Source organism: Bradyrhizobium sp. USDA 4486, assembly GCF_054057995.1.
Genome location: NZ_JBSRZV010000001.1, coordinates 1,445,108 through 1,470,981, shown reverse-complemented (window position 1 = coordinate 1,470,981; position 25,874 = coordinate 1,445,108). Strand labels below are relative to the sequence as shown.

The window sequence follows — 25,874 nt, the reverse complement described above, 5'->3', positions numbered from 1 at the left end:
CAGCCACTACTTCATCAGCCCGAGCCGGCTTGCGCCGACATAGAGCGAGAGCACCGCGGCATTCGAGACGTTGAGGCTCTTGATTTCGCCAGGCATATCGAGCCGCGCCACGACGCTGCAGGTCTCGCGGGTCAATTGCCTGAGGCCTTTGCCTTCAGCCCCCAACACCAGCGCAAGCGGCTCGCGCAGTGCGACGTCCGACAGGTTCTCGGTGCCCTCGCTGTCGAGGCCCACGGTCTGGAAGCCGCGTTCATTGAGCGCAGTCAGCGCGCGGGCGAGGTTCTGCACGGTCACCATGGGCACCAGCTCCAGTGCACCGGAGGCGGCTTTCGCGAGCACGCCGGTGGCTTCCGGACTGTGACGCGCGGTGGTGACAATTGCCCTCACCGCGAAGGCCGCGGCCGAGCGCAGGATGGCGCCGACATTGTGCGGATCGGTGATCTGGTCGAGCACCAGCACCATGCCTTCCTGCTTCAGGGTTTCGATGTCAGGCGAAGGCAGCGGATCGGCTTCGGCGAGAAGGCCCTGATGCACGGCGTCGGGCGACAGCAGGCGGTCGATTTCCTGGGGCCGGACGATCTCGGGCGTAACACGGGTCTCGATGTTGTCTTCCGCGAGCCGGCGGGCGGCGTTCTCGGTCAGCGTCAGCTTGCGGATCCGCCGTGCCGGATTGGCCAGCGCCATGGTGACGGTGTGCCAGCCATATAGGATGACGGGCCCGTCGGCGTGCGAATCGCGGTCCCGCCAGGACGGGCGGCCGACGGGTTTTCCGGGCCGGTTGAAGGGCTTAGCGCCGCCGCGCGGGCCCTTCGGTGCAAATTTTCGATCCTTCATGGGGCGCTTGTGTCACGGGTCCCGGAATATGGCAATTTGGGTGCGAATGGGGGCGATTTTAGCTGTTCGCCTCGGTTGACTTTGCCCTACCGCTTCGCCCATAAACGCGCCCGGTCGCGCCCCCATCCGGGCTGTCGCGGCCTTCACGTTCCATGGCCGTCTTCGGTCCGCCGGCAAGGTCCGGCCCGATTGTGCTGCCGTCGAGCGGGGGAGTGTCCCGAGTGGCAAAGGGAGCTGACTGTAAATCAGCCGCCTCATGGCTTCGCAGGTTCGAGTCCTGCCTCCCCCACCAGCCTTTCACTGCACCAAGCAATCGTAGCTTTAACGTCTCTCCTTGAGCGACTCTTCGCGATCGCTGCTACGCAACGCACGCGCTAAAACAAAACGCCTGCCCGCATCGCGCGGACAGGCGCCTCGTCAACTCAACCGATCGAACGATCAGTAATAGCGGCGCAGCACGCGATGGCCGCCGTAGTAGTAGGGCGCGTGGCGATGAGCGTAGCCATAGCGCGGAGCATAGCCGTAATGCGTGCGCGGCAGGTAGCCGTAGCGCGGGCCATAGCCGTAGCGATACGGACGGTAGTACGGGCGGTGATAAGGATAGGCAGCGGCGCGATAGCCATAGCCGTAGCCGTAATTGGCGGGCGCAACGACCGCGTCCTCACGATAGGTCGGATACGGCGCGAAGGCGCCCGGACCAGTATATGTCGGGCCCTGGTTGACGTAATAGTACTGCGTGGTCGGCTCGGCGAGACGCTCATAGGCGCCATAGCCATAGCCATAGCCATAACCACCGCAGCCGGTGTTGCAGCCGGAATAGACCGGTGCGACGGACGCGCAAGTGGTGAAGCCGCAGGCCGCGGCGGGCGCGGTCGCGACGAACATCACGGCAGCCGCCGCAACCAGTCCCGAAATCATTTGACGCATTACTCTCTCCTGTTGATTTTCGTCTTTTGGATTTTGACGTTTCTTAACCCGGCGGCCTGCCGGGAATGTTTGCACGCGGTCGCGGCGGATGAGGCCGCGGATGGTCGTTGAACTCGGGCGCGTAGATCATCGGCGGCGGATCGACCGGCACGTCCATCTGCGGCGGCAGCGGCGCCGATTGCGCGCCCCAGCTCTGGTGATAGCTCTCGGCGGGCTTGGGCAATTTGCGGTTCGCGGGCGGCTCGACCTCGAACCGGCCATAGGCAGGCCGCAGGCCCAGCGTCGGGTAGTAATGGCCGACATCGTCGGGCTGCCGCTCGGCGATGTAACGCCCGCCATAGATCGTCGGCTGCACCTGGACGTTCTTGCCGAGGCCCCAGACACCTTCGACGACGCTGTAGGACGCGTCGATATTGTTGATGATGATCGGCACGCCGGGACGGCCGGGCACGACGATGTCGAAGCCGCCGCCGGCCAACGCCGTTGCGGGCAGTCCGATCAGAAAGGCGGCAAGCGCCGTGGCACGCATGAGGAGGTCCCGGTTATCAGGAGCACAACCTATCCGATAGCGGCGCAGAGAGGGTTAAGGCCCGCTCGCCCAATTTCGGTAAGCCTAATGTGTAAGGATTGCGCGCCGGTCAAATGCTGCAAAGCGCGCTAGCGAAGCGTTAACGTGGCGCAAACTCGCCACATGTGCCCAAGCGGCGCAGGGTTGCGTCGTACAAATTACACATCCTCGGCGGGCTCACGTCGATGTGACCCTGCCGGCGAGAAACCGCGGAACCAGCGCCGGAGGTCGCACTTAGCACAGGTCTCAACAACATGGAGCAAATGCCATGACGAGCCTGAAGCTTCTTGGCTTGGCCGCAATCGTCGCGTCCACGCTGGCAACACCGGCCTTCGCGCAAAGCACGGTCGACAATTCGGGCCGCTGCACCGGACCCTTCCAGGATCCCAACTGCCAGAATCTCCGCGCCGGCAATCCCGCAACAGATCGCGCCTATCGGCGCCGGCACATGGCCCGGCAGCAAGTGAACCCGAATGACGGGACGCGATCAGGCTTCTGGCCGCTGGACACTGCGGGCGCAGTTGCTGGTGCCGCGGTCGGCACCGCGGCAGCCGTTGCGTCGGCACCGTTCCGCGGATGGGACAATTCGTACGCCTATGACAATTCCGGCCGATATAACGGCAGCTACGACCGCAGCGAAATGGGCTGGTACGGCAATTGGGATACCTATGCGGCCCGTAACGGCATCGTTTGCCGGCCCGGCACCTGGGTGAAGGGCGAGGACGGCCGCCGGCACATGTGCCAATAAGGCGGCACAAGTCGGATCAAACGGAACAGGCGGCCCGCGAGCCGCCTGTTTCGTATTCGCGACAGGTCGCGGGTTCTGGCACTTTCCAGCCAAGTCTGATATTGCGGCGCGCACGGGCCGACGGCTCCGGCGCAGGCCGGGCCCTGCCCGCTTTCCAGCGTCGCCGGCTTAGCTCAGCGGTAGAGCAGCGGTTTTGTAAACCGAAGGTCGGGGGTTCAATCCCCTCAGCCGGCACCATTCGTTTAGCCGACACCGCCTCGTGGCCTGACGCAAGAACCAAATCATCAGTTCGGCGTTATCGTCGCAGCAGAGAGCCGTCTTGCGGAGGTCTAGCGATGGACCCGAATGATCGGGTAGCCTTGGCCCTATCCGCTGTCGCTTTGGGCGATCGCCCTTGTGGTTGCATCGACAGTCACGCTGGAGCGCGTCAATACCCGTACTGCCAGCAACGACGCACCTCCTGGCACGGTTGGACTCGCTCGGCCTCACCCGCCGCTGGACCGTGCTCCCGGTGAGCCGATACCGACGACGGGAGCGCCGTCTAACGCAAATAGTCGGCAGCGTCCCTGAGCGAGCCTCGGCCTCAGCCTGAGTTCTTGCGCGCGCTGCTCTGTTCGAAGTGCTCGACACCTCGGCCAGCGATGTCGACCCAGGCATGTTTCGATTGCTCGAACACCGATCGGACAGGCGCCGGAAAATCCGGGTTTGCCATGGCGCCGACGGCAACGCCGATCGTGTCGGGCAGACGGCCATGCTGTTCGTGATCGCGCTTGCGTTGCTGCTGCCGCAATAGGCGCGATCGGCGCGGCGGACGAGAGCCGCCGCGCGCCCTTACGCCGCGCGCACGGTCCGGAGGAATTTTCCGACTTCGTCTTTGAGGCGGTTGCTGTCGGTCGCCAACATCTTTGCGGTCGAGAGCACCCGCGAGGAAGCCGAGCCGGTCTCGGCCGCGCCGCGCTGCACGTCGGTGATGTTCGAGGAGACCTGCTGGGTGCCGTGGGCGGCCTGCTGGACGTTGCGGGAGATTTCCTGGGTCGCGGCGCCCTGCTCCTCGACGGCGGCTGCGATGGTCGAGGACACTTCCGACAGCCGCTCGATCGTCGCGGAGATGTCGCGGATCGCGTTCACCGATTCCTGTGTCGCGGTCTGGATGCCGGAAATCTGCTGGCTGATCTCGCCGGTCGCCTTCGCGGTTTGCTCGGCCAGCGTCTTGACCTCGGAGGCGACGACCGCGAAACCGCGGCCTGCCTCGCCGGCGCGCGCCGCCTCGATGGTGGCGTTCAGCGCCAAGAGGTTGGTCTGGCCGGCGATGGTGTTGATCAGCTCGACGACGTCGCCGATGCGCGTGGCCGCGACCGAGAGCTCGCTGACGCGCTCGGTCGTGGTGCGCGCCTGGGTGACGGCTTCGCCTGCCATCCGCGCGGATTCCTGCACCTGACGGCTGATCTCGTTGACCGAGGACGACAGCTCTTCCGTCGCGGTCGCAACCGATTGCACATTGCCGGTGGCTTCGCCCGACGCGGCGACGACGACCGAGGTCAGCTCCTGCGCGCGATGCGCGGTGGTGGCCAGCGTCGAGGACGACGCCTCGAGCTCGGTGGACGCCGATCCGACGGTCTCGATGATCTCGCCGACCGCGCGCTCGAAGCCGTCGGCGAGGTTGATCATGTCGCGGCGGCGCTGCTCGCCGGCCTGCTTCTCGGCTTCGGCCTGCGCCGTCTTGAGGCGCTCGACCTCGAGCGCGTTGGTCTTGAACACTTCGACGGTCTTGGCCATTTCGCCGATCTCGTCGTGGCGGTCCTTCTCGGGCACTTCGGTCTTGAGATCGTTGCGGGCGAGGCCTTCCATCGCGAGCTTGAGGCGCGCGATCGGCCGCGACATCGCGTTGAAGCCGATGAACAGCGCGATCGCGATGCCGAGGACCAGGCCGCCGGCGCTGACACCGATCACGGTCCAGGTCGCGGACCTCGCGTCGCGCGCGATAGCTTCCTTGCGCTTGCTCGTGGCCTGTGCGGTCTCGCTCACGAAGGTGACGATGCGCGCGAGGGCCGCGTCCAGCACCGGGTCGCACTCCTTGTGTGCGCGGTCGGCGGCCTTGGCATTGTCCTCCATGCTGCTCGCCTGTGCACCGGCCTGGAGCACTGGATCGCAGCTGGTGAACGCGGCCTTCAACTGGTCGCCGATGCTCTTGACCTGGCTCGCGCGAGCAGGGTCGTCCTGCACGGCGGCATCGAGGTACTGGCCGACTTCGTTACGGTTCTGATTTGCGGTCTTGAGGCGAGCGGCGTTGCCCGCTTCGGTCGCCTCGGTGAAGACCGCATAGAGCGCGGCATGGTAGGTCTCGGCGCGGCGCTGGGCCCGGGTCAGATTGAGCGCCGAGGATTGTGCGGCGGAAAGCTCGGCGAACCCGTCAACGGTCGCCGAGAGTTCGCGTATGCCGAAGCCAGCGACCGCGACCATCGCGCAGCCCATCACGGCCACGATCACCGCGACCTTCCACACGATCTTCAGGTTGTTCAAAAAGCTCATCTCAGCCGTCCAATGATTTCCGGTCAGGGCGTAATCCCAGCACCGGCATTGGAACCGCGCATCGTTAAAAATTAATGCCAAATAACCCGAGTAGTCTTACGTAAAGATAACCTTCTGCTGCTGATCCGTAAGCTCCGCGTAAGCTTCACTGCATGCGTTGCCACCTGGCGCGGCCCAGGCCCGGAACGAATTGCGCGCGTCGATTGTTTTCGGCCCATGCGGATCCGGGAAGAAAATCGAAATATGTTTCTGTTGGGGGCCGTGACGCTTTGTTGCGCTATCGTGGCCGGCACGCTTGCGCTGCTCGAGCCCGTCTTCGGACAGCGGCCGGAGCGACAACCGCGGGAGAGGCAGGTCGCGGACGCCGACAGAGGGCCGATCGATAGCGCAGCCCCGGTCCGGGTGATTGGTGCGCCCTTCGTGCCCAACGTCAACCCGCGCGAGCGATAGCACTCACCTCGCTGGCGCGCCCTCGCCTTCTCCGGCCTGGGCGTGAAGGCGGGCCAGCTCCTCGACAAACGTGATCACCTCCGCCCGCTTGTGGGGCGGCAGCGAGAGGAAGGCGCGGACCAGCCTCAAGCCCTCCACCTCGTCCAGCTGTTCTTGTCCGTCTTTTCCGGCATCCATTCGCCCACTGTCGGGCGGGCGGGAAAAATATGCAATCCCTTGCGGGCCACCTTCTTGATTCGTCCCGCGAGCTTTGGTGAAATAGCAGCAGCAAGGGTGGGGTGGCCCATGAAGTGGATCAGGGAGCGCGACGCACTGATCGCGCAGACACTGGCCTTCGTCCAATCCGTAACCGGCAAGAAGGATGAATTCCATCCGCCGGAGCGTCCGCCTACTGCTTTCGAGGTAACGCCAGAGATCACGACCGTCCAGACGGTCGCGGTCGACCCCGAGCCGCCAGCCGCATCTCCTCCGCCGTCCCCTCTTGCGAGTCTGCAGGTCCCGCCGCCTCGCATAGGCGGCGATTTCCGCATCGAGATGCAGGCCCGGATCGCGAATTTCCGCAAACATCAAGAGCGGTTCGAGCGCGAGCGTGAGGAATATTGTGCGGCGACCCTGACCAAATTGCGCGCCGCCATCCGCGACGGCTCTACCCGTCCGCCGACCGAAAGGTAACCGCCGGCCCGTCCGCCGGGACCTACAGCCAAGACCATACCAACCAGAGATTGGCTGCGCAGGCGCCGAACAGTGCCAGCGTCAACGGCAGCAGCATGTGCCCGCAGCAGGTTTTCAGGTCGCTCGTCATGACCGAAACATCCGCTGATTCCGGCCGGAGAGTCCCAGGGATTCTTTTTTCCGGGATTCAGGACTCGTTTACGACTCAAGGCTTGGCCGCCCCGATCACGGCGCCGTGATCGTCCGTCGGCCGGAACTCCGCCCGCGGCGCAATCGTTAACGGGCTTTCCCGGAGCGGAAAGAATGCCCTACGCCCTGTTCTGCAACGACGCCCAGATCAGCAAAGCCTATCCAGACGAGTCCGACGTCTGGAAGATCGCGCAGCGGAGCGGCCTGGTCGTCGATGTCAGCACGGACGACGAGCGACCCGGACCGCGTCGGGTGCTCGACAATGACTACGAGATCAAGCCCTGCCGGGCAGCGCAAGGCGAGGACCCCGCCAGGAACAAGGCTGAGGCCGAGCGGGACTCCCGCATGGAGCTTGAACTGAATTCCTAAAGCGCGATGACATCAGGAAAGATCGTCATTGCGCTTTAGCTTGTTGTTTGCGCATGATCTTTTCGGAAAACCGCTACGCACTTTTCCGGATCATGCTTTGGGATCCGGCCGGAAGCCCAAAGGATCCCAAGAAGAGATCAGGGAGTCGCGGTCGCCAGCGATGCCTGCTCACCCGCCCAGGGCGACGCAGGCCTTGCGCCGATGCAGCCCGCGGATCGCGCCTGTCACCTTCAGCACCTTGCCCGACGGGCAGGCCGCAGCCTTGACGAAGGCCACCTCGTAGGGTGCCAACATAAGAGGCTCGGATTTGAGGATTGTCTGTGCAGAGCACGGCAGGCAGGTGAAGCACGAGAGCACCACTGCCGACACAAAGATACGCATGTCCGTCGTCCCACCAGCCCGGTAATCCCAGATAACGCGCCCCGGAGCGCGAGTTCCGTAAGCGGCAAAAATTATTTTTGCTTTACCTCAGTCCCATGACGCACGTGAGAAGGCGCGCGCCCGAATGTTTGCCTGCAAATGACGCGCCAGATGGTTCACACAATGCAAACAACGGCGGCTGGCAAACGAAAGGCCGGCGCGAGGCCGGCCTTTGTCAAATCCTGGATGGCGGCGGCTGGGATCAGTAGCGCGAGCCCGCCGGGCCGCCCCAGCCGAAGCGGTAATTCACACCGACCTTGACGGTATGCTCGTCCTCCCGGCCGCGAACACCGACAAGGTCGGCCGGGCCGGAGGTGAAGGTGGTGCTGCCGAAATTGTAGTACTGGTACTCGGCCTTGGCCGACCAGTTCGGGGCGAACATGTATTCGAGGCCGGCACCGACGGTGTAACCGTCCTTGTTGTTGCCGGTCGCGGTGAAGGCCTGCGGCACGCCGGCGATGTTGACGCCGAGACCGCCATTGCGCCAGGCATAACCGCCCTTGGCATAGAGCAGCGCCGGGCCCCAAGTGTAGCCCACGCGGCCGGTCACCGAGCCGAGTTGGTCGGTGTTGGAGGTCACCTGCGTGCCCAGCGGGAACGTCACGCCGTTGTTGTTGGTCGGCAGCCAGGAATACTGGGCCTCGACACCCACCACCCAATTGGACGCGAACTGGTAGTCGAAGCCGCCCTGCACGCCGCCCAGGAAACGGCCATCGCTGGACTGGAAGCTGCTGTCGCCGGCGAACGCGCCGCCGACATGGCCGCCGATGTAGAAACCGGTCCAGTTGTAGATCACCTGCGGCGGCGTATAGGCGGGCGCCTTGGTGTAGGTGCGCGGCTGCATGTCCGCTGCTGCGGCCGGCGCGGCCAGCGCAAGCAGGGCAACTGCACCCAGCAAGATCGTCTTCATGGTCATCCCCGTTCTTTCATACGACACTCTGGAAACAACGTGGCGTGAATTGGGTTGCTTCGCGGTGATGCCGGAACGTTGATCGTTGGCGGCTGTGACGGGGTGACAACAACGCGATTATGTTCCGTCACGTCTGCTGCGCCGACAAATCTTGTCGTCGGCGCGAGACCCGCCGTAACGATCTGTCGCAAGGCCAACCACCCCGTTCAAAGCTCGCCAAAATGTGATCCGGCTGCTCCGGCAACCATTGCTCTAGCACGCCCGCGATGAAGGCCGGCTTTGCGCTACCGCGTCATCTTTTGCAGTTCCGGAAAGGGAGCGTAAACCGCACCAGTGCAGAGCTCGCTGGTCCGGTCGACGACGCGGTCGGCGCGGCCATTGACGAAGATCACGGCGCGCTCGCGCATGGCCTTGTAGCTGCCGTCGCTCTCGCGCGGGGTGAAATGCAGGCAGCTGACATAGAACTGCCGGCCGCCAACCTCACGCTGCACAGGCTCGGCCATGCTGGCCTCGCGCACACCGACCGGATTGTTGAGATAGGTGCGCATCAAGGCGAGCGTGTCGTTGCGGAAATTGTCGGGAAACGGCTGCGGCCCTCCGGCCTGGGCTCCGTCCATCAGGGTCGGACGGTCACCCTCGCTGCCGAAACAGCCCGCGAGCGCCAGCGGCAGCACCACGATCGCCGCACGTTTCGTCAATCGCCCCAAGTTACCACATTCTCCGGCCAGACAGACTCGGACAATGTTCTAGAGCATTTTCGGTTCTGATAGAACCGAAGCTCCAGATTCTTGTTTTGGCGCGTTTTCTTCACGCGAACCGGCGCCCACTTCGCTCCAAAACGTTCTGGCTCCGAGGTTGCGCAAAGGGAATTCGCTTCGCAATCCGGCCAATACGCGCACCGGCCCGCCGCCAGCACCCCGTCTGCTTGCGCGAGGGGGCATGACGAACGGGTCGGGCCTGAATTCCGCGCGCGGCGACAGGGCAATGCCAGGGATGCCGCCGCGCGGGATCAGTCGTTAGCTGCGCTTGTCGGTCGTCATCGGCTTGGTGACGTCCGGCTGCGTCTTCAGCGACTTCTTCGACGACAGGTGCTTGTGGTGATGGCGATGGGTGCGCACGGTCTTGTGCTCGTCGGGCGTCACGGCCGCGTTGGCATTCATCGCCTTCTTGGTGTCGACCTTGGCATCCGACTTGACGTCGGCGGCCTTGGTATTGGCCTTGACGTTGGCGTCCGGTTTCGCGGCTGTGGTCGACTTGGTCTGGCTCTGGTCCGCCTTGATCACCGGGGCGGTCGTGGTGGTCTTGCCGGCCTCAGCCGCGAAGGCCGGGGCTGCGATCACGGAAGCTGCGAGCAAGGCTGCGGAAATGGTCTTCAGCATGGTGGTCTCCTCTTGGAAGGATCTTGAGGCGGCGCCCTCTCGCCGACCCTTCGATCGTAGGTGGGAGCCTAGGCGCCACGCACTGAACCCAGTCTGAAGCCGGTTGCAGGCTTCCGTTCATCTCGATGACAAGTTTGTCATCTGCCTCGAGGGGAATGGCTCGTGCGAAGCGGGAATGTTTTCGCCCAATGGGTGTTCCGGTCTTCGGGCAATCGTGTAGGATCGCCACGTTCCATACGGGAGAACTTAGATGCGCAAACTCTCAATGCTTCTTGTGCCGGGACTGCTCGCCATGACGCTGGCGGCCGCGCCGGTGCTGTCCAGCGCCTATGCCGCGGGCAGTGACGAGCCCTCCTCGCCGCCGAAGTCGGACTCCTCGTCCAAGAAGGGCAAGAAGAAGAGCTCCTCCGTCAGCGATCCCAAATTCCTCGCGGCCTATCGCACCGCCTATACCGCCATCTACGACAACCACGACTACACCGGCGCGATCAGCCAGCTTAAATCGCTCAAGCGCGACGACGTCGCCGACGTTGCGAACCTGATCGGCTACTCCTATCGCAAGCTCGGCGACTACCAGTCGTCGAAGGTCTATTACGAGATCGCGCTGAAGGACGATCCGAACCACGTCCGCACCTGGCAGTATTACGGCCTCTGGCAGCTCGAGCAAGGCAACCGCGAGCAGGCGCAATATCACCTCAACAAGATCGCCTCGCTCGCCGGCACCGACAGCTCCGAATATCGCTCGCTAGCCGCGGCGCTCGACAAGCCGACCGGCGCGACGCTCGTCTACTGAAAAGTCGCATCTTTGCATCAGGCGAACGGGCGCAACCTTGCGGTTGTGCCCGTCCTGCTTTCTCGGCTACTCCCTGATCAGCGCCTCGACCTCGCTGCGGAACGCCTGCCGTGAGCCGTCGCGCGAATAGAACATGTGGCCGCCGGGATAGACCACGAACTTGACGCGCTGGGTCGCGAAGGCCGGGAGCTGGTCGAGCACCCGCTTGGTTCCGAAATAGGGTGTGGCGAGATCGAACAGGCCGTGTCCGACCAGCACGTTGAGCCTCGCATCGGTGGCGAGGATCTGGCGCAGCTCCGACACCGATTGCGGCGGGTTGATGCCGCGGCCGAAGTCCCAATGGCCCTCGACGGCGCCATTCAGGACCTCGTAGGAGCCATCGGGCCGCCAGTTCAGCTTGCGCGTCAGCACGTCGACCGCCGCGCTCGTCAGCGGCGCCTGGAGGGAGTCACCCGAGGGATCGCCGAACCGCGAGCTGCTCGAATCCGGATAGGGATCGAGGCCGCGCACCGAGCCGTCATAGCGCCCGGTCACCTTGCCGTTCTTGCGGTCCAGCTCGCGGCGGAATTCGCCGACGTCGAAGCGGCCGGCAAGCCTGCGGCTGACCGCCTGGTCAATGCCGGTGAACTCGGCGAGCTTGTCGGCGAGCCGGTTGGTAGCCTCCCGGTCCGCCTCGCCCTTGACGAGGTCGGTCAGAAATTCGCCGCGCGCATAAGCCTCGACGTCGGCGAGATCGGTGCGCGTGACCGGTCCTTTCGCCTCGCGCGCGACCGCCACGTAGCTCGGCAGGGTCGCGACATATTGCAGGAGGCTGGTGCCGGTGAACTCGCGGAAGTCGAGGAGCGGGGATACCAGGATCAATCCCCTGACGCCGACGCCGTGCTGGAGCTGCAACTGGCGCACGACCTTCGGCCCGCGGATGCCGCCATAGCTCTCGCCCGCGACGTATTTCGGCGAGGTCAGCCGGTCGTGCTTCTCCAGCCAGCGGCGGATCACCAGCGCGATCGCGTTGACGTCGCCATCGACCGAGTAGAACGATTTTCGCGCGTCTTCGCCGCTGGCGACGAAGCGGCTGTAGCCTGTGCTGACGGGGTCGATGAAGACGAGATCGGTGAAGTCGAGCCAGGTGTCCGCGTTCGGCCTCACCTCGGGCGAGGCCGACGGTGAGAGAGCTTCGCCGTGCAGCGGCAGCCGCCACGGCCCGGCCGCGCCGAACTGGAGCCAGGCCGAGGATGCACCCGGTCCGCCGTTGAACAGGAACGTCACGGGGCGCGTCGCGCGATCGGCGCCATCGAGCTCATAGGAGGTGTAAGCGATGTCGGCCAGCGGCTCGCCCTTGCCGTCGAACACGCGGATCGAACCAGCGGTCGCAGCGAAGTTGAGGGTGCGGCCGGGCAGATCGAGCGTCTGCTGCGTGGTGGAGTCCGCCGGGAGACGGTGCAGTTCGGCAGGCGACGACGAATTCTGTGACGCGGTTTGCGGACCGCTGCCGCGTCCGCCCTTCTGACCGGCTGGCGCGGCCGTCTCCGCGCGCGGCTGCGGTGGATCGTCCGCGTGCGCAACGCCTGCGACCGCGAAGATCGACAGCGCCAGCACCAGGATCGCGCAGCGCGCGGCCGGCAAGCTCGTGTCCATGATCGTCCTCCCTGCCCGGCTATGAGGAGCCGGTGCACATCCAAAGGCTAGCGAGCAAATGCGACGGTTTGGGGGATCGCCGGTCCAGCGGCGCCCGAGGAGGCCGGCCGGGCTCAGATCGAGCGGATTTTGACCGGAAATCGAGATGGACAATCGTCCGTTTGCCTTGCCGAGCGGTCCTCCTCGACAATGCGGGCCCAGGTCGTATAGACGAGCCCGGCGGAACTTTCTCTAGCCAGCGGCCTTGCCGGAAGCCATGACCAAGCCCATGCGATACGACCGGATCGCCTTCGTCGCGAGCCCAAGCAACGAGGCGCAGACCGCCTTCAACCAGCTCACCAAGGACTATGGCAATTGCGATCCTGGTGATGCCGACGTCGTGGTGGCGCTCGGCGGCGACGGGCTGATGCTCCAGACGCTGCACCGGAACATGCGCACGGGAAAACCGATCTACGGCATGCACCGCGGCACCGTCGGCTTCCTGATGAACGAGTATTCGACGCACGATCTGCGCGCGCGACTCGCGGCGGCACACGAGTCCGAGATCAACCCGCTTCTGATGCGCGCCACGGACTCCAACGACCGCGTGCACCTGCATCACGCCATCAACGAGGTCTATCTGTTCCGGCAGACCTACCAGGCCGCACGCCTGCGCATCCTGATCGACGAGCGCGAGCGCATGTCCGAGCTGATCGCCGATGGCATCATCGTGGCAACGCCGGCAGGTTCGACTGCCTACAACCTGTCGGCGCAGGGCCCGATCCTGCCGATCAACGCGGCGCTCCTTGCCCTGACACCGATCAGCGCCTTCCGGCCACGGCGCTGGCGCGGCGCCCTGTTGCCCAACAGCGCCTATGTCGTGATCGAGGTGCTGGAAGACGACAAGCGCCCGGTCGCGGCCGTCGCCGACCATGAGGAGGTGCGCAGGGTCCGCCGCGTCGAGGTGCTCTCAGACAAGTCCATCTCCATGCGCATGCTGTTCGATCCCGGCCACAGCCTGGAAGAGCGCATCCTGCGCGAGCAGTTCGGCTACTGAGCCCCGGCTCACTGGCCGCAGGGCTGAATCGCTTCCAAGCCTCCCGCCATGGCGGGATCGCTCAGCAAGTCAAAATCCCTGACCACCGGAACGAAACTTTTCGTCTCCGATGTCATCAGATAGATCGTCACTAGCAGCGAGTCCGACGGGCCTGCGCTCGCGCGACAGAATTCCCTGGCGGCCACGCCAAGTCCCATCGATCCGCGCTTGCCGTTCTTCCCCTGCTCGACCATCGAGGCGCGCAACGCCTCGAAGCGCGCGGCATCTTCTGGCGACAAGCGATAGGCGTAGATGGAGGAGTTCTGTGGCGGGGCCGGCAGGCCGCTCCGCTCGCGCGCGCTCAGCTCCATCATGGCGAAGCTCATCTTGGCCTCCGCCTCCCCCGACAGCTTGGTGACGACGTCGAGCTTGACCCCGCCCGAACGAGGCCGCAGCGCGTCGGGCAATTGCACGGCGACGCGCAGCATCGACAGATCCGTCGTCCTCGCATCGATGCGGGCGAGCGGCCGGATCGACGTCAGCGGCATCGAGCCGCATCCGGCGAGCATGAGCGCTGCCGCGCTCGAAAGAACGCGCAACCGGCGGTTCATCGCAGGCTTCTCCAGACTAACCTTGAAACGGGATCCGGCTAGGCCGATTTCCGGCCGGCCACGCGAGGCTCTCGCGCGCCGTCCGCATTTTCGGGGACGTATTCCAGGATGTCGCCGGGCTGGCAGTCGAGCACGGCGCAGATCCGCTCCAGCGTGTCGAAGCGGATGCCGCGCACCTTGCCCGACTTCAGCAGGGAGACATTCGCTTCCGTGAGCTCGATGCGGGCCGCGAGCTCACGCGACCTGATCTTGCGCCTGGCGAGCATCACGTCGAGATTGACGACGATCGGCATGGTCAGATGATCTCGCTGTTCTCGTGCCAGAGGCGAACGGCATCGCCCATCACGGTCGCGAAGGCGATGAGCGCGAGGCCGCTCAGCACCGACAGCACGTGCGACTGGTCGATGCCGAACATGACCACGATTTGACCCGGCTGGTTGGCCCGCGTCAGATTGATCGCCGTGAGCATCTGCACCAGCGGCGAGATCAGCGCATTGGCGATCAAAGCAAGGCCCATCCGCCGGATGCGCCAGGTGTTGTCGGCCACGAACACGTCGCCGCGCGCGAAACACGAAAACAGCATCGAGAGTTGCAACAAGGCGTAGATCACCGGCGCAAGCCCGATCAGGCTGATCAGCGCGCCGGCGAAGCGCGTGCCGGGATTGAGCGTGAAGGGCCGCGCCCCCAGCGGGGATTGAGTGGCGATCCAGTGCCGAAGCACCTCGTCGCTCGACCAGAGCAACGGCACCGCAATCACAGCGCCCGCGACGCAGACGAGCGCGCCGACGGCGACGATCCGTCCGATCCGCCGCAATCGCGGCTCGGCCGGCACGGGGCAAGGAAACACGATGACGCTCATTGGACGACGCTCCGTTCAAGCGGAATATTTTATTGTTTTGCGATAAAAAATGGCAGAATTACGATATCCAGACGCCCGCCCGCCCGATACGCCGCAAGATACAACCGCAACCCTTCATTAACCCCCGGCGCGATATGGTTAACGAAGGTTGACCGCTTTGGCCCGGGCGTCATGTTCCGCATCGATTTCAACAAGCTGCGCTTCCTCGTCTGCGACGACAATCCGCACATGCGCCGCATCCTGCGGACGCTGCTGCATTCGTTCGGCGCGCGCGAAGTCTACGAGGCCGAAGACGGCGCCACCGCGCTGGAAATGTACAGCCATTACGTCCCCGACATCGTCATCACCGACTGGGCGATGCCGATCTTCGACGGACTCGAGCTCGCGCAGATGATCCGGCAGCCGGAATCCAAGGGCAATCCTTACGCGCCGATCATCATGCTGACCGGCCATTCCGAGAAGCGCCGCGTCACCGTCGCGCGCGATGCCGGCGTCACCGAATTCCTGGCCAAGCCGATCTCCGCGAAAGGCCTGTACCAGCGCATCCTCAACGTCGTCGCCAATCCCCGGCCCTTCATCAAGACCAAGACCTATTTCGGTCCGGACCGGCGCCGCAACACCAACTCCGCCTATATGGGTCCCGAGCGCCGCGTCGGCGAAAAGCACGAGGTGCTGCAGCAGCCCTCGCTGCTCGACAAGGCCCGCTCCTCCATCTAGCGCAACGTCTCACACGAGGCCGGCATCATGGCGAAGAACAGCGCAAAGGACATCGAGGTCACGGCCTTCGCCACGCACCAAGTGATCACGCAGCCCAACCCGCTGCGCAAGGTTCTGCGCCGGGTCGAAGACAAGGACATTGACGATCCGATCGGCCGCGCCGAACAGGCGCTCGCAGGTCTCTCCGGCGAGTTCGAGGATTGGATGACGACCGAGGTGAACCGGCTGTCGGCCGCCTACGTCGCCATCCGCCATGACGGCTTCACCAAGGAGCGGCGCGACGAATTGTTCCGCGCCGCGCACGACATCAAGGGTGACGCCGCGACGTTCGGCTATCCCGCCGCGGCCGGAATCGCCGAGAGCCTGTGCCGGGTCATCGAGCACGCGCCCGATTTGGAGAAGGTGCCGGCCGAGCTGTTCACGCACCACATCAACGCGATCCTCGCCATCGCGCACGAGAACACCCAGCTCGACAGGATCAGCGTCTCCGCCGAGCTCAGCCGTCGCCTGCGCAAGGTCGCCGACGATTATCTCGCCCAGGTCAACCGCGACCGGCCCGAGCATCTTGAGGCGATCCTCGCGCCGAGCATCGTGCCGGTGGAGTAGCCCTCTCCTCGTCATTGTGAGCGCAGCGAAGCAATCTAGAATCCCGCCACGGGGACAGTCTTGATCGCTTCGCTGCGCTCGCAAAGACGGAGAGCTCCATCCCTACGATAAGTATCGTAGGGTGGGCAAAGCGGAGCGTGCCGACATCCGTCGCTATCATTGACGGATGGTGGGCACGGCGCTGCGCGCCTTTGCCCACTCTATGGAATCTCGCTAGGCCGCGATCAAATCGTCGTAGACCGGATCGATCGCATCATCCGCGACGATCTCGTCGCAGAACAGCCGCGCCTCTTCACGCGCCGATTCCGTCGCGAAGCGGCGAAGCAGGACCATCAGCGGCTCGGTGGCGCCGCGGTCGGTCTCACAATGGGTCAGCACGCGCTCGACCATGCGGCGGCGCAGCCGCGCGGCACCGTCGGCGCTGTCGACAAAGCCCTGCTCGTGGTAGGCATCGAGCGCCGCCTGAAACGCGGCGAACGTCGCCTCGGGCAGGCCGGCGCGGCGCAGCAGCGCATGCAGGCTGTTGCCGCGGCGGTCGTGCAGCAGCGCGGAGACGCGCGCCAGCGGCAGATCGGCGAGTTCAGCCAGCGCCGCGTCGAACAAATCGAGATTGCTCGACAGCAGCGCGCGCAAAATGAGACCGGCAGTCAGCTGGCCGGTGACGCGGAGGTGATGCACCAGCCCCTGCATATCGTCGCCGCGCGAGCGCGCCGCGATGTTGATGGTGGAGCGGTCGCGCGCCTCGATCGTCACGCGCTCGGCGCGGTCGGCGCTCAGCCAGTTCCGCGCGACGACGAATTGCGCCAGCGTCTCGGAAAGCTTTGCCACCAGCGCGGCACGCGTTGCCGCCGGCAGATCCTCCAGCACCAGCATCGCCTCGCGGATCGCGGCGAGATGGCCGTGACGCTCGACGATACGATTCCACGAGAACGGCGCAAGCTCGGCATGGGGATTTTCGATCAGCTCGAGCGCCGACGCCGCGCAGCCGACTTCGGCGATGGCGGCGCAGACCGACACCGGCAGCGCGATGCGGCGGGCGACCGCGCACTGCACCTCGTCATTGCCGGTGGCAACGATGTCGACGAGATCGGCGTCAATCAGCAGCGGCGAATGCTCGAGCACGGGCAGCGCGACGGTCGGCTGGTCTGCCGACAGCGCCCGCACGATCGCAGCCGGCGCATCGAGGCTGCGCGCAAACGCCTCGGCCATCGCCTGCCGCACCAGCGGCGAGGGATCATCGAGCTGCATCAGAAGCGCGCCTTCGGCGGCGACGCGGTCGTCTGTCGAAAGGTCTGAGATCAGCCAGGCCCGGGCCAACGCCCGTGTCGCCTCGGCCCGCTCGCCGGCGGGCGCCGTCCTGATCCAATTGATAAACTGCCGAACGATCATGCTGCTTCCGGCTTACACAACAAACAAAATGGTGACGGCTCGTCACGTGCAACACAAAATAAACCACGACGCTTAACAAAGCGTTCACCATAACTGGCTGGTTTCATTGACGTTTTGTTAAGGGAACAAAGGCGGTCGCCGCACGCTGCGCAGCACGTAGAGGTGCGCCGACTAGCTCGAGAACGTGCCGCTGCGATCGCTGAAGAGATCGAGCGGTTGCGGCGGACGCACCTCAGGCGTCGCGGAAGCGACGGAGGTGAGCGCGGCGTTGTTGCCCCACAATGTCTGCACCGTGGTCGAGACCGGCTGCGTGACGTCGCCTGGCTGATAGATCGAGCGGAATGCGGGTGCGATCGGCGCATTGTCCGCGACCGTCGAAGACGTCGCACTCACCGCCGTTACGCCGCGTGCATCCGGGAAAGTCTGGAGATAAGCGGCGTTGTCGATAACAGGCGCGATCGGCTGCACGCCGTTGGCGCTTGCGACCTGCGTGGTCGAGGGCGTATCGCCATACATCGCCATCGCGCTGCGGGTGAGTTTCGAATTCGCCGCGCTGGCGTAGCGCGCATCGAGTACCGTATAGACTTCAGAGACGCTACGGGCGCGGCCGTCCCTGGCGTAGAAGATCGAGCGGTTGGCGGAGGCCGCATTCGGAAACAGCCGCGCGCCGACGGCCTGCGGATTGTCCTCGGCATTGGCGATCAGTTTTGCCGCACCGCCGACGCCCATGAAATGCGCCATGTAGAGCTCGCTGTCGGACGGCCTGCGGCCGAGCAGACCGGTGAGCTTGAAGCTGTTCGACTGCGTCAGCGCCGCCGCCATGCTGGATGCGGCTTGCGGATCGTCCCGCAGCTTCATGATCGACCGCTTCATGAAGGGATCGTCGACAGTGTAGCTGCCGGAGGACGTTTTGGTGATAGCGCTGGCGTAATTGCCATAGCCGAGCTGGGCGCCCGCCTCCTTGACGGTGCCGAGCCAGGTCTGATCGATGAACTGGTAGAGCCCGTGCGCTGACGATGTGGTGGCGCCCGCCGTCGGATCGAAATCCGATTCTATCTTCGCGGTCGTCAGCATGTACTGGAAGCTGACGCCGGTCCGGTTGGAGACGTCCTTGATCGCACCGGCGACGCGCGCCCGCGTCGGGTCGAGAGCGACCGTCTGCATGGCACTGGAATTGTCGACCGACATGATGAAGTGCCCGCCCCGCGCGGCGTTGAGCGGCGCCGGCAATTCGGCGCCCTGTCGTCTCACCGTGGGACAGGTATGGTTAATGTGGCGTTAACTGGGCTTCGCCGTCCATCCCGAGTTATTCCGGGGCATCGCGAAGCGATGAGCCCGGAATCCATTCCACCGCACTTATGCCGTACCATGGATTCCGGGCTCGCGCTGCGCGCGCCGCGGAATGACGGGGGGCTACTTCTTATAAACCTCGTTCGGATCGAACAGCCGGCCGGCATCGACGAAGATCAGCCTGGCGCCACCGCCCGCGGCCTCGATCTTGCGATAGAAGCACGACCATCGCCCGGTGTGGCATGCCGCGCCAATCTGCTCGACGCGGAGCCAGACCGCGTCCTGGTCGCAATCGGTGCGCATCTCGACCACACGCTGGGTCTGACCTGAGGTCTCACCTTTTCGCCACAAGGCATTGCGGGAGCGGCTGAAGTACCAGGCTTCACCCGTGGCGATCGTCTTGCGCAGCGCCTCATCGTTCATGTGCGCGACCATGAGCACGTCGCCACTGACGACGTCGGTCGCGACGACCGTCACGAGGCCGCTCGCGTCGAACTTAGGGAGAAAGGCCAGGCCTTCCTCGATCTCATCGGAGTGAGCGGACACAGCAACTCTCGCCAGTCATTCGCGAGGTCAGCGCTGCAGGCCTCGCACCAGGGACAGGAAACGGGCCTGCTCCGCCGGATTGTCGCGGAACATGCCGGTGAAGCGGCTGGTGAAGGTGGAGGCGCCATGCTTGGCGACGCCACGCACCGACATGCAGGTATGCTCGGCCTCGATCAGCACCGCAACGCCGCGGGGTTTCAGGATCTCATCGATCGCCGCAGCGATCTGCGCGGTCAGATGCTCCTGGGTCTGGAGCCGGCGGGCAAAGATATCGGTGAGGCGGGCAAGCTTGGACAGGCCGACGACGCGTTCCACCGGTGTGTAGGCGATATGCGCCTTGCCGTAGAACGGCATCATGTGGTGCTCGCACTGCGAGGTGAACTCGATGTCGCGCACCAGCACGAAGTCGTCATAGCCGGCGGTCTCACCGAAGGTGCGGTCGAGCACCTCGGCCGGGCACTGGTGATAGCCCTGATAGAGCTCGTCGAAGGCCTCGACCACGCGGCGCGGCGTGTCCAAAAGGCCCTCGCGCTCGGTATTCTCGCCGATATAGGCAAGCAGCGTCTTCACTGCCGCTTCCGCCTCGGCGCGCGCGGGGCGCGGCTGGTCGGCGCGAACGGCGACCGCGAGGAATTCGGCAGGGTCCAGCTCGGCCGGGCGGCTCTCGGGCTGCCGGTCAGCGGGCTTGTTGGGGCGGATGGATTTGATTGCCGCGTCCATATCTTCTCCGTTCGACGGCCTCAACGGCCGGAGTGTCACCGGCAGACGGGGCGGCAAGCCGCCGGACGCCTGAAGAAAACAGTTTTGACGAAAAAGGCCCCTGCGTCATCACGCTGGCAGCGCAGATCTGGATCATCCCCACCGCACCGCTGGACTGTTTTTCCGCCAGTTCCGTCCCTATATAGGACCGTGGGCGGCGGCCGCCAAGGCCGATCCGGTAGGTAAGTGCTGGACTCCATCACATGCTGAACGACATCTATAACAAGCGGATCATCGAGCTGGCCGGGAATATTCCGCGGCTCGGGCGGTTATCGGACGCCGATGCCACCGCCACCGCCCACTCAAAGCTGTGCGGCTCGACCGTGAAGGTCGATCTCAAGATGGAGGGCGACATCGTCACCGACTTCGCCCATGACGTGAAGGCCTGCGCCTTGGGCCAGGCCTCTTCATCCATCATGGCAAGTCACGTCGTCGGCTCGACCGCGAGCGAACTCCGCGCGTTACGCGAAACCGTTCGCAAGATGCTGAAGGAGAATGGCGCTCCTCCCGAAGGCAAATGGGAAGAGATCAAGTTCCTCGAGCCGGTGCGCGACTACAAGGCGCGGCATGCCTCGACGCTGCTGACCTTCGACGCCGTCGTCGATGCCATCGGCCAGATCGAGGCGAAGGCGAAGCAGCCCGCCGCGGCCCAGGGCTGATTCCTTCATCATTCCGGGGCGCCGCAAAGCGACGAACCCGGAATCCAGAGCTTGCCGATCGAGATTCCGGGTTCGCGCGAAGGCGCGCCCCGGAATGACTGCAAGGATTTAAGAGCTTACTTCTGCACCGCCGCAGCCGGCGTGGCCGCGCTGCCGGTCGGCACCAGGGCTTCCGCCGTCTTGGTCGACCTGGCGGCCTGCGGCGCCTGCTCCGGCTCCGCACCGAACCTCGCCTGCGTCTTCGGCGCCAGCTCCGCCACTGCCGGCGTTTTGACGTCCACATGCGGCAGCACATCGGCGACGAGATCGGTCGTCACGAGATTGGTGAGCTTGAGCTCGCCCGGGTCGAGCTCGTGCAGGTCTTCCCACGGCGGAACGCTGAGCGCGAGCGACAACAGATCGCCGGCACCGCCCATGTCGAAGGTGTATTTGGCGAGCCGGCCGATGTCGCGCTCCACGATCATCAGGTCCTGCGCGCTGTAGCTCGCCGCCTTTGCGTCGTCGGCCCGGTCGCCCATCCAGATCTGGTGAACCCGGACATGGGCCGCATCGGGCACGTAGCGCTTCTTGCCCGCCAGCAGCAGGAACACGCACATGGATTCACAATAGGCTTCAGGCGCGACCGCCGGGCGCGCCGACTGCCCGCTGCGGTTCTGAACGCTGATCCCAACCGTGGTCATAAGGCCGAGGTTGCGGAAGCGCCGGCCGAGCGTGATCGCGTCGTTGACGGACCCGCCGCTGGAATCGAGCACGACGGTGGCGCCACCGAGCTGACGTCCGCGCGCAAACTCCTCGAAATCCTTGGGAGTATCGGACGTGATGATCCCGACCGCGCTGACCCAGCCACGACAATTCGGCTCGCAGGCGACCCAGCTGAACTTCATCGGCAGCTTGCGCTCTTCAAGCGCAGCGCCGGCACGGGCCGTAGTGCCGGTCGTAGCGACAGCGCCGGACAGCGCGACACCAAGCGCGGCGGCCCCAAGCAACAACCAACCGCGAAGATCAAGGGAGTTCAGAAGTCTCAATCTGGTTCCTTCCCCAAGCCCCAAAGGTCCCCCAACAATCCCCGGTAGCGCCTTCTGAGTCCATCATACAGGCGTATGCTTCTACACACGGGCGTCATAAAAATGGTATCCGGGCGAATACAGATCGTCCACAGATACTTGCTGCACTGCTCCCAAAAAGCATACAAAATATGGCGCAGAAACAACAGCTTACGGTTCCCTGCACCGGAACCGTGCAACACCTCGCCCAACGTCGCAGCAAAGCGCACATGAAGCATTCAGCCTGCGAGCATTGTTCCAATCCGGTCGAGGGCGCGCTTCGGCTGCCGCGCAGATTCGGCCGTGCGCTGATCTGGCTCTACCGCCACACGCTCTCGCCGCTGGTCGGCTACAATTGCCGGCACCTGCCGACCTGCTCCGTTTACGGCGACGAAGCGATCGAGCGGTTCGGGCTTTGGGCCGGCGGCTGGATGACGCTCGCGCGCCTACTCCGCTGCAATCCGTTCGGCACGTCAGGCATCGACAATGTGCCGCTCAACGCGCCGCTGGGCGCGCGCTGGTATCTGCCCTGGCGCTACGGTCGCTGGCGCGGCGTCAACGCGCCGTAGCGCGCGCTTTTTTTGCGGATCATTCTGGGCGTTTGCTGCGACGCTTTGCGCATCGCTGCTCTGAGTGGAACCTCCCGCCCCCTTCCTCGCTTTATCGTGATGCTCCCACGGGAGGAAACAACAATGCGCTGGAAAATCAGCCCTCGCGTCAGGCCTGGTCCCCATCACGGTGCGGGCGGACATCATCACGATCCCAGAACCCTCGACATGCTCGCCATCATCGCCCTGCTGGTGCTCGCGGCCGGCTCCGGCTGGTATCTCGCGACGAGCTTCGCCACGCCGCCGAGTTCAACGGCCTTCATCGTGCCGAGCCAGAGCGTGCACTGGTAGCTCAACGTCAGAGGTCGAGCACCAGCCGATCGGCGTCCGATCCGGCGACGCAAACCATGAGATAGCGTTCGCGCTCATATGACGACAGGATGCGGTCGCGGTGCACCGGCTTGCCCTCGATCCAGCCGACCTTGCAGGCGCCGCAGATGCCGCCGCAGCAGGACGTCGCGATGTCGATGCCCTCTTCCTGCAACGCAGCCAGCATGGTCTGGCCGGCCCGCACCTCGATCTCCATGCCGGACCGCGCCAGCAACAGCGTAAAGGGCTTTGCATCTGGTTCAATCACAGGTCGTGGCGCGACGAAGCGCTCGACATGAACATTGGCCGCGGGCCACGCTGCCGTCAGCCGCGCGAAATCATCAATCATGCCTTCCGGGCCGCAACAGGCGACCAGCGTGTCCGATCTACGCTCCCCGACGAGCGCCGCGAGATCAGGACGCCCGGTCCGGGACGTTCGGTGCACGACGAGGCGCCCCTTTTCGATCAGCACGCCGAGATGCGCGGCGAGCGGCACCTCATCGCGCACGATGAGATGCAGCACAAAGTCGGCCTCGCCCGTCCGCACGAGGTGCCGCGCCATCGACAGAAACGGCGTCACCCCGATGCCGCCGGCGACGAAGACGTGACGTCCGACGTCGGCGCCTGCCCTGAGCCCGCCACGCGGCAGCGAGACGCCGATGACATCGCCAAGCCTGACATCATCGTGGAGCGCGCGTGAACCGCCACGCCCCTCTGCCTCGCGTTTCACGGCGATGATATAGCGCGCGTTGTCGGCGGGCTCGTTGCACAACGAATAGGTACGCACGAGCCCATTGGGCAGATGCAGATCGATATGCGCGCCGGGCCTGAACGGCGGCAGTTCCCAGCGATCGGGATCGACCAGGGTGAACAGCTTGATCCCGTTGCCTGCCTCCTCGATGTCGGCGACGACCGTCTTGACCGTCGTGATCGGGCGCGCCTTCATGCTGCGTTCCGCACGATATCGCCGACCTTCACGACGCCGCCTTGCAGGATTTTGCAGTTGAGGCCCGAGCGGTTGATCAGGGGATCGAAGATCGCCTTGCCGGTGATCTCCTCGATGTGCCGGCACGGCACCGACAGCCGCGTCGCCTCCAGCAACGTCTCGCCCAGCCAGAAGCGCCGGCCGACCAGATGGTTCAACGGCACCCCCTCGACCGTGACGTTGCGTCGGTGTTCCTCGGGTCTCAGCTCGATGCCGGCGTCGCGCTTGAGCGCGACCAGTGTCTCGAGCTCGAACAGGGTGACCTGCCGGCCCTCTTCCGGCTTGTGCGAGTAAAACCCCTCTTCGTTGCCGATCATGTAGCGATCGCCTTCGATGCCCCGGCCGGCGACGAGATTGATCCGCTCCGCTGCGCGCATCGGCAGGAACGCACGCGGGGTGAAATGAAGGAAGCGCACCACGCCGGTCCAGCCGAGCTGTGCTGCGCCCTGCGTCGAGCCGGCGCTGATGGTATCGAGCATGACAATTCCCCTTGGGTGAGCGATGCGCGCCGCCGGCAGCGACGCGCCGCGGGATCAGGTCAGTTCTTTGTTCGCCATCTCCGGCGCGAAACTGGTTGCGGTCGCGGTGACCGCGGCGCAGGCAATGAGCAAGAGCGAGACCGGCCAGGTTGCGCCCCCGCTCCAGGCCATCAGAAATGCCGCAATCAGCGGCGTCAACCCGCCGCTCAGGGCCGCACCGACCTGGAAGCCGAGCGAGGCGCCGCTGTAGCGCAGCCGCGCGGAGAACAACTCGGAATACCAGGGCGCACCGATGCCGAACATGACCATCTGACCGAAGGTGATCGCGACCACGATGGTGCAGACGACGATGGCGGGATCGCGGGTGTCGAGCAACCAGAACAGCGGGAAGGCAAACAGTGCGGAGAACACGCAGCTCGCATAGAACATCGTCTTGCGGCCGACGAGGTCCGACAGCCAGCCGAACAGCGGAATGGCAAACAGCGCAACCAGCGATGCGGCGAACGCACCGTTCAGGACCACCGCGCGCGGCAGCCCCAGATTGGCCGTGGCGTAAGACATCACGAACACGCCACCGATGCTGGCATAGGCGATCTCGGAGATCTTCAGACCGACCGCAGTGAAAAACGGCCTGCGGTGATGCCTGAAGATCTCGACCAGCGGCATGCTTGCGACTTCCTTCTTGGCCTGGACCTGACGGAAGGCGGCGGTCTCCTCCATGTTGAGACGGATGTAGAGACCGACGCCGACCAGAAGGATCGAGATCAGGAACGGAATGCGCCAGCCGTAAGCCATGAAATCGTTTTCCGGCAGGCTCGCCACCAGCGCGAACATGCCGATCGCGGCGAGATTGCCGATGGGATTGCCGACCTGCACCATGCTGCCGAGCAGTCCGCGGCGATGTGTCGGGCAGTTCTCGACCACCATCAGCACGGCCCCGCCCCACTCGCCGCCGAGGCCGATGCCCTGGAGGAAACGCAGGCCGATCAGCAGCAGCGGCGCGGCGATGCCGATCTGATGATAGGTCGGCAGCAGACCGATCAGGAAGGTGCCGATACCCATCACCATGATGGTGATCGCGAGCATCGCCTTGCGGCCGACCCGGTCGCCGAAATGACCGAAGATCGCCGCTCCAAGCGGCCGCGCCAAAAAGCCGACGGCGTAGGTGCCGAAGGCCGCGATGGTGGCGAGCGTGGGATTGCCGGCGGCGAAGAAGACCTTGTTGAACACCAGCGCGGTCGCCGTGCCGTAGATCAGGAAATCGTACCATTCGACCGCGGTGCCGATCACGCTCGACCACACGATCCGTCGCAAGCTCGCCGCCTCGTCCGGTGCTACGCTCAGGGTTGCGTCGTCTGCTATGGTCATCGATCTCTCCAAAAGGTACCGGCGCCTAGGAAAAGCAGTTGGTTCCGTCCGTGGAGCCCATCGGCAACCAGGACGGTAAAATCGATCATGTTTACTGTTGGAAATCAACGCCACGAAATGCGGCAACTGCCGCCGATCGCGGCAAAGGGCGTAAAATGCATCAATTTTTGGCTTATCTTCGCGATATACCAGCAGACCTGCTCACATT

General features: G+C 64.7%; 30 protein-coding genes, 2 tRNA genes and 1 pseudogene. 13 read left to right on the top strand and 20 right to left on the bottom strand.

Annotated features, from left to right (window positions below; translation table 11 throughout):
- Positions 1–6 precede the first annotated feature (6 nt).
- Positions 7–834, bottom strand: a complete 828-nt coding sequence (gene rlmB, locus ACVWY3_RS07150) for a 23S rRNA (guanosine(2251)-2'-O)-methyltransferase RlmB (RefSeq protein WP_456837836.1) — start codon at positions 832–834, stop codon at positions 7–9.
- A 206-nt stretch (positions 835–1,040) separates the two neighbouring features.
- On the opposite strand from rlmB, the gene ACVWY3_RS07145 reads away from it, so the two are divergent.
- Positions 1,041–1,126 (top strand) — tRNA-Tyr (locus tag ACVWY3_RS07145).
- Positions 1,127–1,272: 146 nt separating this feature from the next.
- Here ACVWY3_RS07145 and ACVWY3_RS07140 read toward each other — a convergent pair.
- The gene (locus ACVWY3_RS07140; RefSeq protein ID WP_456837835.1) at positions 1,273–1,761 is read right to left on the bottom strand and encodes a hypothetical protein; all 489 of its coding nucleotides are present in this window, start codon (positions 1,759–1,761) and stop codon (positions 1,273–1,275) included.
- A 43-nt stretch (positions 1,762–1,804) separates the two neighbouring features.
- Positions 1,805–2,290, bottom strand: a complete 486-nt coding sequence (locus ACVWY3_RS07135) for a hypothetical protein (RefSeq protein WP_456837834.1) — start codon at positions 2,288–2,290, stop codon at positions 1,805–1,807.
- Between the two features lie 307 nt (positions 2,291–2,597).
- Here ACVWY3_RS07135 and ACVWY3_RS07130 point away from each other — a divergent pair, with 307 nt between their 5' ends.
- From ACVWY3_RS07130 to ACVWY3_RS07120, 3 genes are all read left to right on the top strand, one after another.
- Positions 2,598–3,077, top strand: coding sequence for a hypothetical protein (locus ACVWY3_RS07130; RefSeq protein ID WP_456837833.1), 480 nt, complete (start codon positions 2,598–2,600; stop codon positions 3,075–3,077).
- A 162-nt stretch (positions 3,078–3,239) separates the two neighbouring features.
- A tRNA-Thr gene (locus ACVWY3_RS07125) sits at positions 3,240–3,314 on the top strand.
- A gap of 382 nt (positions 3,315–3,696) precedes the next feature.
- A complete protein-coding gene (locus ACVWY3_RS07120; protein WP_456837832.1) occupies positions 3,697–3,870 on the top strand; it encodes a hypothetical protein in 174 nt (57 codons plus the stop codon).
- Between the two features lie 38 nt (positions 3,871–3,908).
- Here the strand turns inward: ACVWY3_RS07120 and ACVWY3_RS07115 are convergent, their stop codons facing one another.
- A complete protein-coding gene (locus ACVWY3_RS07115) occupies positions 3,909–5,606 on the bottom strand; it encodes a methyl-accepting chemotaxis protein (protein WP_456837831.1) in 1,698 nt (565 codons plus the stop codon).
- A gap of 735 nt (positions 5,607–6,341) precedes the next feature.
- Here ACVWY3_RS07115 and ACVWY3_RS07110 point away from each other — a divergent pair.
- Both ACVWY3_RS07110 and ACVWY3_RS07105 read left to right on the top strand, forming a co-directional pair.
- The gene (locus ACVWY3_RS07110) at positions 6,342–6,728 is read left to right on the top strand and encodes a hypothetical protein (RefSeq protein WP_456843309.1); all 387 of its coding nucleotides are present in this window, start codon (positions 6,342–6,344) and stop codon (positions 6,726–6,728) included.
- Between the two features lie 303 nt (positions 6,729–7,031).
- Complete coding sequence (locus ACVWY3_RS07105) at positions 7,032–7,286, top strand: hypothetical protein (protein ID WP_456837830.1); 255 nt, start codon at positions 7,032–7,034, stop codon at positions 7,284–7,286.
- 137 nt (positions 7,287–7,423) lie between these two features.
- Here ACVWY3_RS07105 and ACVWY3_RS07100 read toward each other — a convergent pair.
- From ACVWY3_RS07100 to ACVWY3_RS07085, 4 genes and pseudogenes are all read right to left on the bottom strand, one after another.
- Positions 7,424–7,667, bottom strand: a pseudogene (locus tag ACVWY3_RS07100) (hypothetical protein).
- 241 nt (positions 7,668–7,908) lie between these two features.
- Positions 7,909–8,616 (bottom strand): outer membrane protein, encoded by a 708-nt coding sequence (locus tag ACVWY3_RS07095; RefSeq protein ID WP_456837829.1) that lies wholly within the window; start codon positions 8,614–8,616, stop codon positions 7,909–7,911.
- A gap of 284 nt (positions 8,617–8,900) precedes the next feature.
- Positions 8,901–9,323 carry a hypothetical protein gene (locus tag ACVWY3_RS07090; RefSeq protein WP_456837828.1) on the bottom strand — a complete coding sequence of 141 codons (423 nt, stop codon included), beginning with the start codon at positions 9,321–9,323 and terminating at the stop codon, positions 8,901–8,903.
- A 309-nt stretch (positions 9,324–9,632) separates the two neighbouring features.
- A complete protein-coding gene (locus ACVWY3_RS07085) occupies positions 9,633–9,995 on the bottom strand; it encodes a His-rich protein BRANT (RefSeq protein ID WP_456837827.1) in 363 nt (120 codons plus the stop codon).
- A gap of 250 nt (positions 9,996–10,245) precedes the next feature.
- Here ACVWY3_RS07085 and ACVWY3_RS07080 point away from each other — a divergent pair, with 250 nt between their 5' ends.
- The gene (locus ACVWY3_RS07080) at positions 10,246–10,788 is read left to right on the top strand and encodes a tetratricopeptide repeat protein (protein WP_456837826.1); all 543 of its coding nucleotides are present in this window, start codon (positions 10,246–10,248) and stop codon (positions 10,786–10,788) included.
- A gap of 66 nt (positions 10,789–10,854) precedes the next feature.
- Here ACVWY3_RS07080 and ACVWY3_RS07075 read toward each other — a convergent pair whose 3' ends face one another.
- Positions 10,855–12,423, bottom strand: coding sequence for a S10 family peptidase (locus ACVWY3_RS07075; RefSeq protein ID WP_456837825.1), 1,569 nt, complete (start codon positions 12,421–12,423; stop codon positions 10,855–10,857).
- 256 nt (positions 12,424–12,679) lie between these two features.
- On the opposite strand from ACVWY3_RS07075, the gene ACVWY3_RS07070 reads away from it, so the two are divergent.
- Complete coding sequence (locus ACVWY3_RS07070) at positions 12,680–13,459, top strand: NAD kinase (RefSeq protein WP_456837824.1); 780 nt, start codon at positions 12,680–12,682, stop codon at positions 13,457–13,459.
- 8 nt (positions 13,460–13,467) lie between these two features.
- On the opposite strand, the gene ACVWY3_RS07065 is transcribed toward ACVWY3_RS07070, so the two are convergent.
- The 3 genes from ACVWY3_RS07065 to ACVWY3_RS07055 form a co-directional block, all read right to left on the bottom strand.
- Positions 13,468–13,926: a hypothetical protein gene (locus tag ACVWY3_RS07065; protein ID WP_456837823.1), complete on the bottom strand. Its 459-nt coding sequence runs from the start codon at positions 13,924–13,926 to the stop codon at positions 13,468–13,470.
- Between the two features lie 161 nt (positions 13,927–14,087).
- Entirely contained in the window at positions 14,088–14,342 is a 255-nt protein-coding gene (locus ACVWY3_RS07060; RefSeq protein WP_456837822.1) for a helix-turn-helix domain-containing protein, read from the bottom strand.
- A 2-nt stretch (positions 14,343–14,344) separates the two neighbouring features.
- Entirely contained in the window at positions 14,345–14,908 is a 564-nt protein-coding gene (locus ACVWY3_RS07055; protein WP_456837821.1) for a DUF2975 domain-containing protein, read from the bottom strand.
- A 171-nt stretch (positions 14,909–15,079) separates the two neighbouring features.
- Here ACVWY3_RS07055 and ACVWY3_RS07050 point away from each other — a divergent pair, with 171 nt between their 5' ends.
- Complete coding sequence (locus tag ACVWY3_RS07050) at positions 15,080–15,625, top strand: response regulator (RefSeq protein ID WP_008549760.1); 546 nt, start codon at positions 15,080–15,082, stop codon at positions 15,623–15,625.
- 27 nt (positions 15,626–15,652) lie between these two features.
- Positions 15,653–16,231 carry an Hpt domain-containing protein gene (locus ACVWY3_RS07045; protein ID WP_456837820.1) on the top strand — a complete coding sequence of 193 codons (579 nt, stop codon included), beginning with the start codon at positions 15,653–15,655 and terminating at the stop codon, positions 16,229–16,231.
- 213 nt (positions 16,232–16,444) lie between these two features.
- Here ACVWY3_RS07045 and ACVWY3_RS07040 read toward each other — a convergent pair whose 3' ends face one another.
- The 4 genes from ACVWY3_RS07040 to folE form a co-directional block, all read right to left on the bottom strand.
- Positions 16,445–17,620 (bottom strand): DUF2336 domain-containing protein, encoded by a 1,176-nt coding sequence (locus ACVWY3_RS07040; RefSeq protein ID WP_456837819.1) that lies wholly within the window; start codon positions 17,618–17,620, stop codon positions 16,445–16,447.
- A gap of 171 nt (positions 17,621–17,791) precedes the next feature.
- Positions 17,792–18,850: a lytic transglycosylase domain-containing protein gene (locus tag ACVWY3_RS07035; protein ID WP_456843308.1), complete on the bottom strand. Its 1,059-nt coding sequence runs from the start codon at positions 18,848–18,850 to the stop codon at positions 17,792–17,794.
- Positions 18,851–19,033: 183 nt separating this feature from the next.
- Positions 19,034–19,456: a phosphoribosyl-AMP cyclohydrolase gene (gene hisI / locus ACVWY3_RS07030; protein WP_456837818.1), complete on the bottom strand. Its 423-nt coding sequence runs from the start codon at positions 19,454–19,456 to the stop codon at positions 19,034–19,036.
- Between the two features lie 27 nt (positions 19,457–19,483).
- The gene (gene folE, locus ACVWY3_RS07025) at positions 19,484–20,176 is read right to left on the bottom strand and encodes a GTP cyclohydrolase I FolE (protein WP_456837817.1); all 693 of its coding nucleotides are present in this window, start codon (positions 20,174–20,176) and stop codon (positions 19,484–19,486) included.
- Between the two features lie 242 nt (positions 20,177–20,418).
- On the opposite strand from folE, the gene ACVWY3_RS07020 reads away from it, so the two are divergent.
- Entirely contained in the window at positions 20,419–20,874 is a 456-nt protein-coding gene (locus ACVWY3_RS07020) for an iron-sulfur cluster assembly scaffold protein (RefSeq protein ID WP_027560032.1), read from the top strand.
- Positions 20,875–20,990: 116 nt separating this feature from the next.
- Here ACVWY3_RS07020 and ACVWY3_RS07015 read toward each other — a convergent pair whose 3' ends face one another.
- Complete coding sequence (locus tag ACVWY3_RS07015) at positions 20,991–21,899, bottom strand: hypothetical protein (RefSeq protein ID WP_456837816.1); 909 nt, start codon at positions 21,897–21,899, stop codon at positions 20,991–20,993.
- A gap of 248 nt (positions 21,900–22,147) precedes the next feature.
- On the opposite strand from ACVWY3_RS07015, the gene yidD reads away from it, so the two are divergent.
- Together yidD and ACVWY3_RS07005 are read left to right on the top strand one after the other, a co-directional pair.
- The gene (gene yidD, locus ACVWY3_RS07010) at positions 22,148–22,486 is read left to right on the top strand and encodes a membrane protein insertion efficiency factor YidD (protein WP_456837815.1); all 339 of its coding nucleotides are present in this window, start codon (positions 22,148–22,150) and stop codon (positions 22,484–22,486) included.
- 123 nt (positions 22,487–22,609) lie between these two features.
- Positions 22,610–22,816, top strand: a complete 207-nt coding sequence (locus tag ACVWY3_RS07005; protein WP_456837814.1) for a hypothetical protein — start codon at positions 22,610–22,612, stop codon at positions 22,814–22,816.
- 7 nt (positions 22,817–22,823) lie between these two features.
- Here the strand turns inward: ACVWY3_RS07005 and ACVWY3_RS07000 are convergent, their stop codons facing one another.
- Genes ACVWY3_RS07000 through ACVWY3_RS06990 form a run of 3 tightly spaced genes read right to left on the bottom strand, consistent with a single transcriptional unit; the run spans position 22,824 to position 25,666 of the window.
- The gene (locus ACVWY3_RS07000) at positions 22,824–23,780 is read right to left on the bottom strand and encodes a PDR/VanB family oxidoreductase (protein ID WP_456837813.1); all 957 of its coding nucleotides are present in this window, start codon (positions 23,778–23,780) and stop codon (positions 22,824–22,826) included.
- The gene (locus ACVWY3_RS06995) at positions 23,777–24,298 is read right to left on the bottom strand and encodes an MOSC domain-containing protein (protein ID WP_456837812.1); all 522 of its coding nucleotides are present in this window, start codon (positions 24,296–24,298) and stop codon (positions 23,777–23,779) included. Before ACVWY3_RS06995 ends, ACVWY3_RS07000 begins: the two co-directional genes overlap by 4 nt.
- 54 nt (positions 24,299–24,352) lie before the next feature.
- Positions 24,353–25,666, bottom strand: coding sequence for an MFS transporter (locus ACVWY3_RS06990; protein ID WP_456837811.1), 1,314 nt, complete (start codon positions 25,664–25,666; stop codon positions 24,353–24,355).
- Positions 25,667–25,874 lie beyond the last annotated feature (208 nt).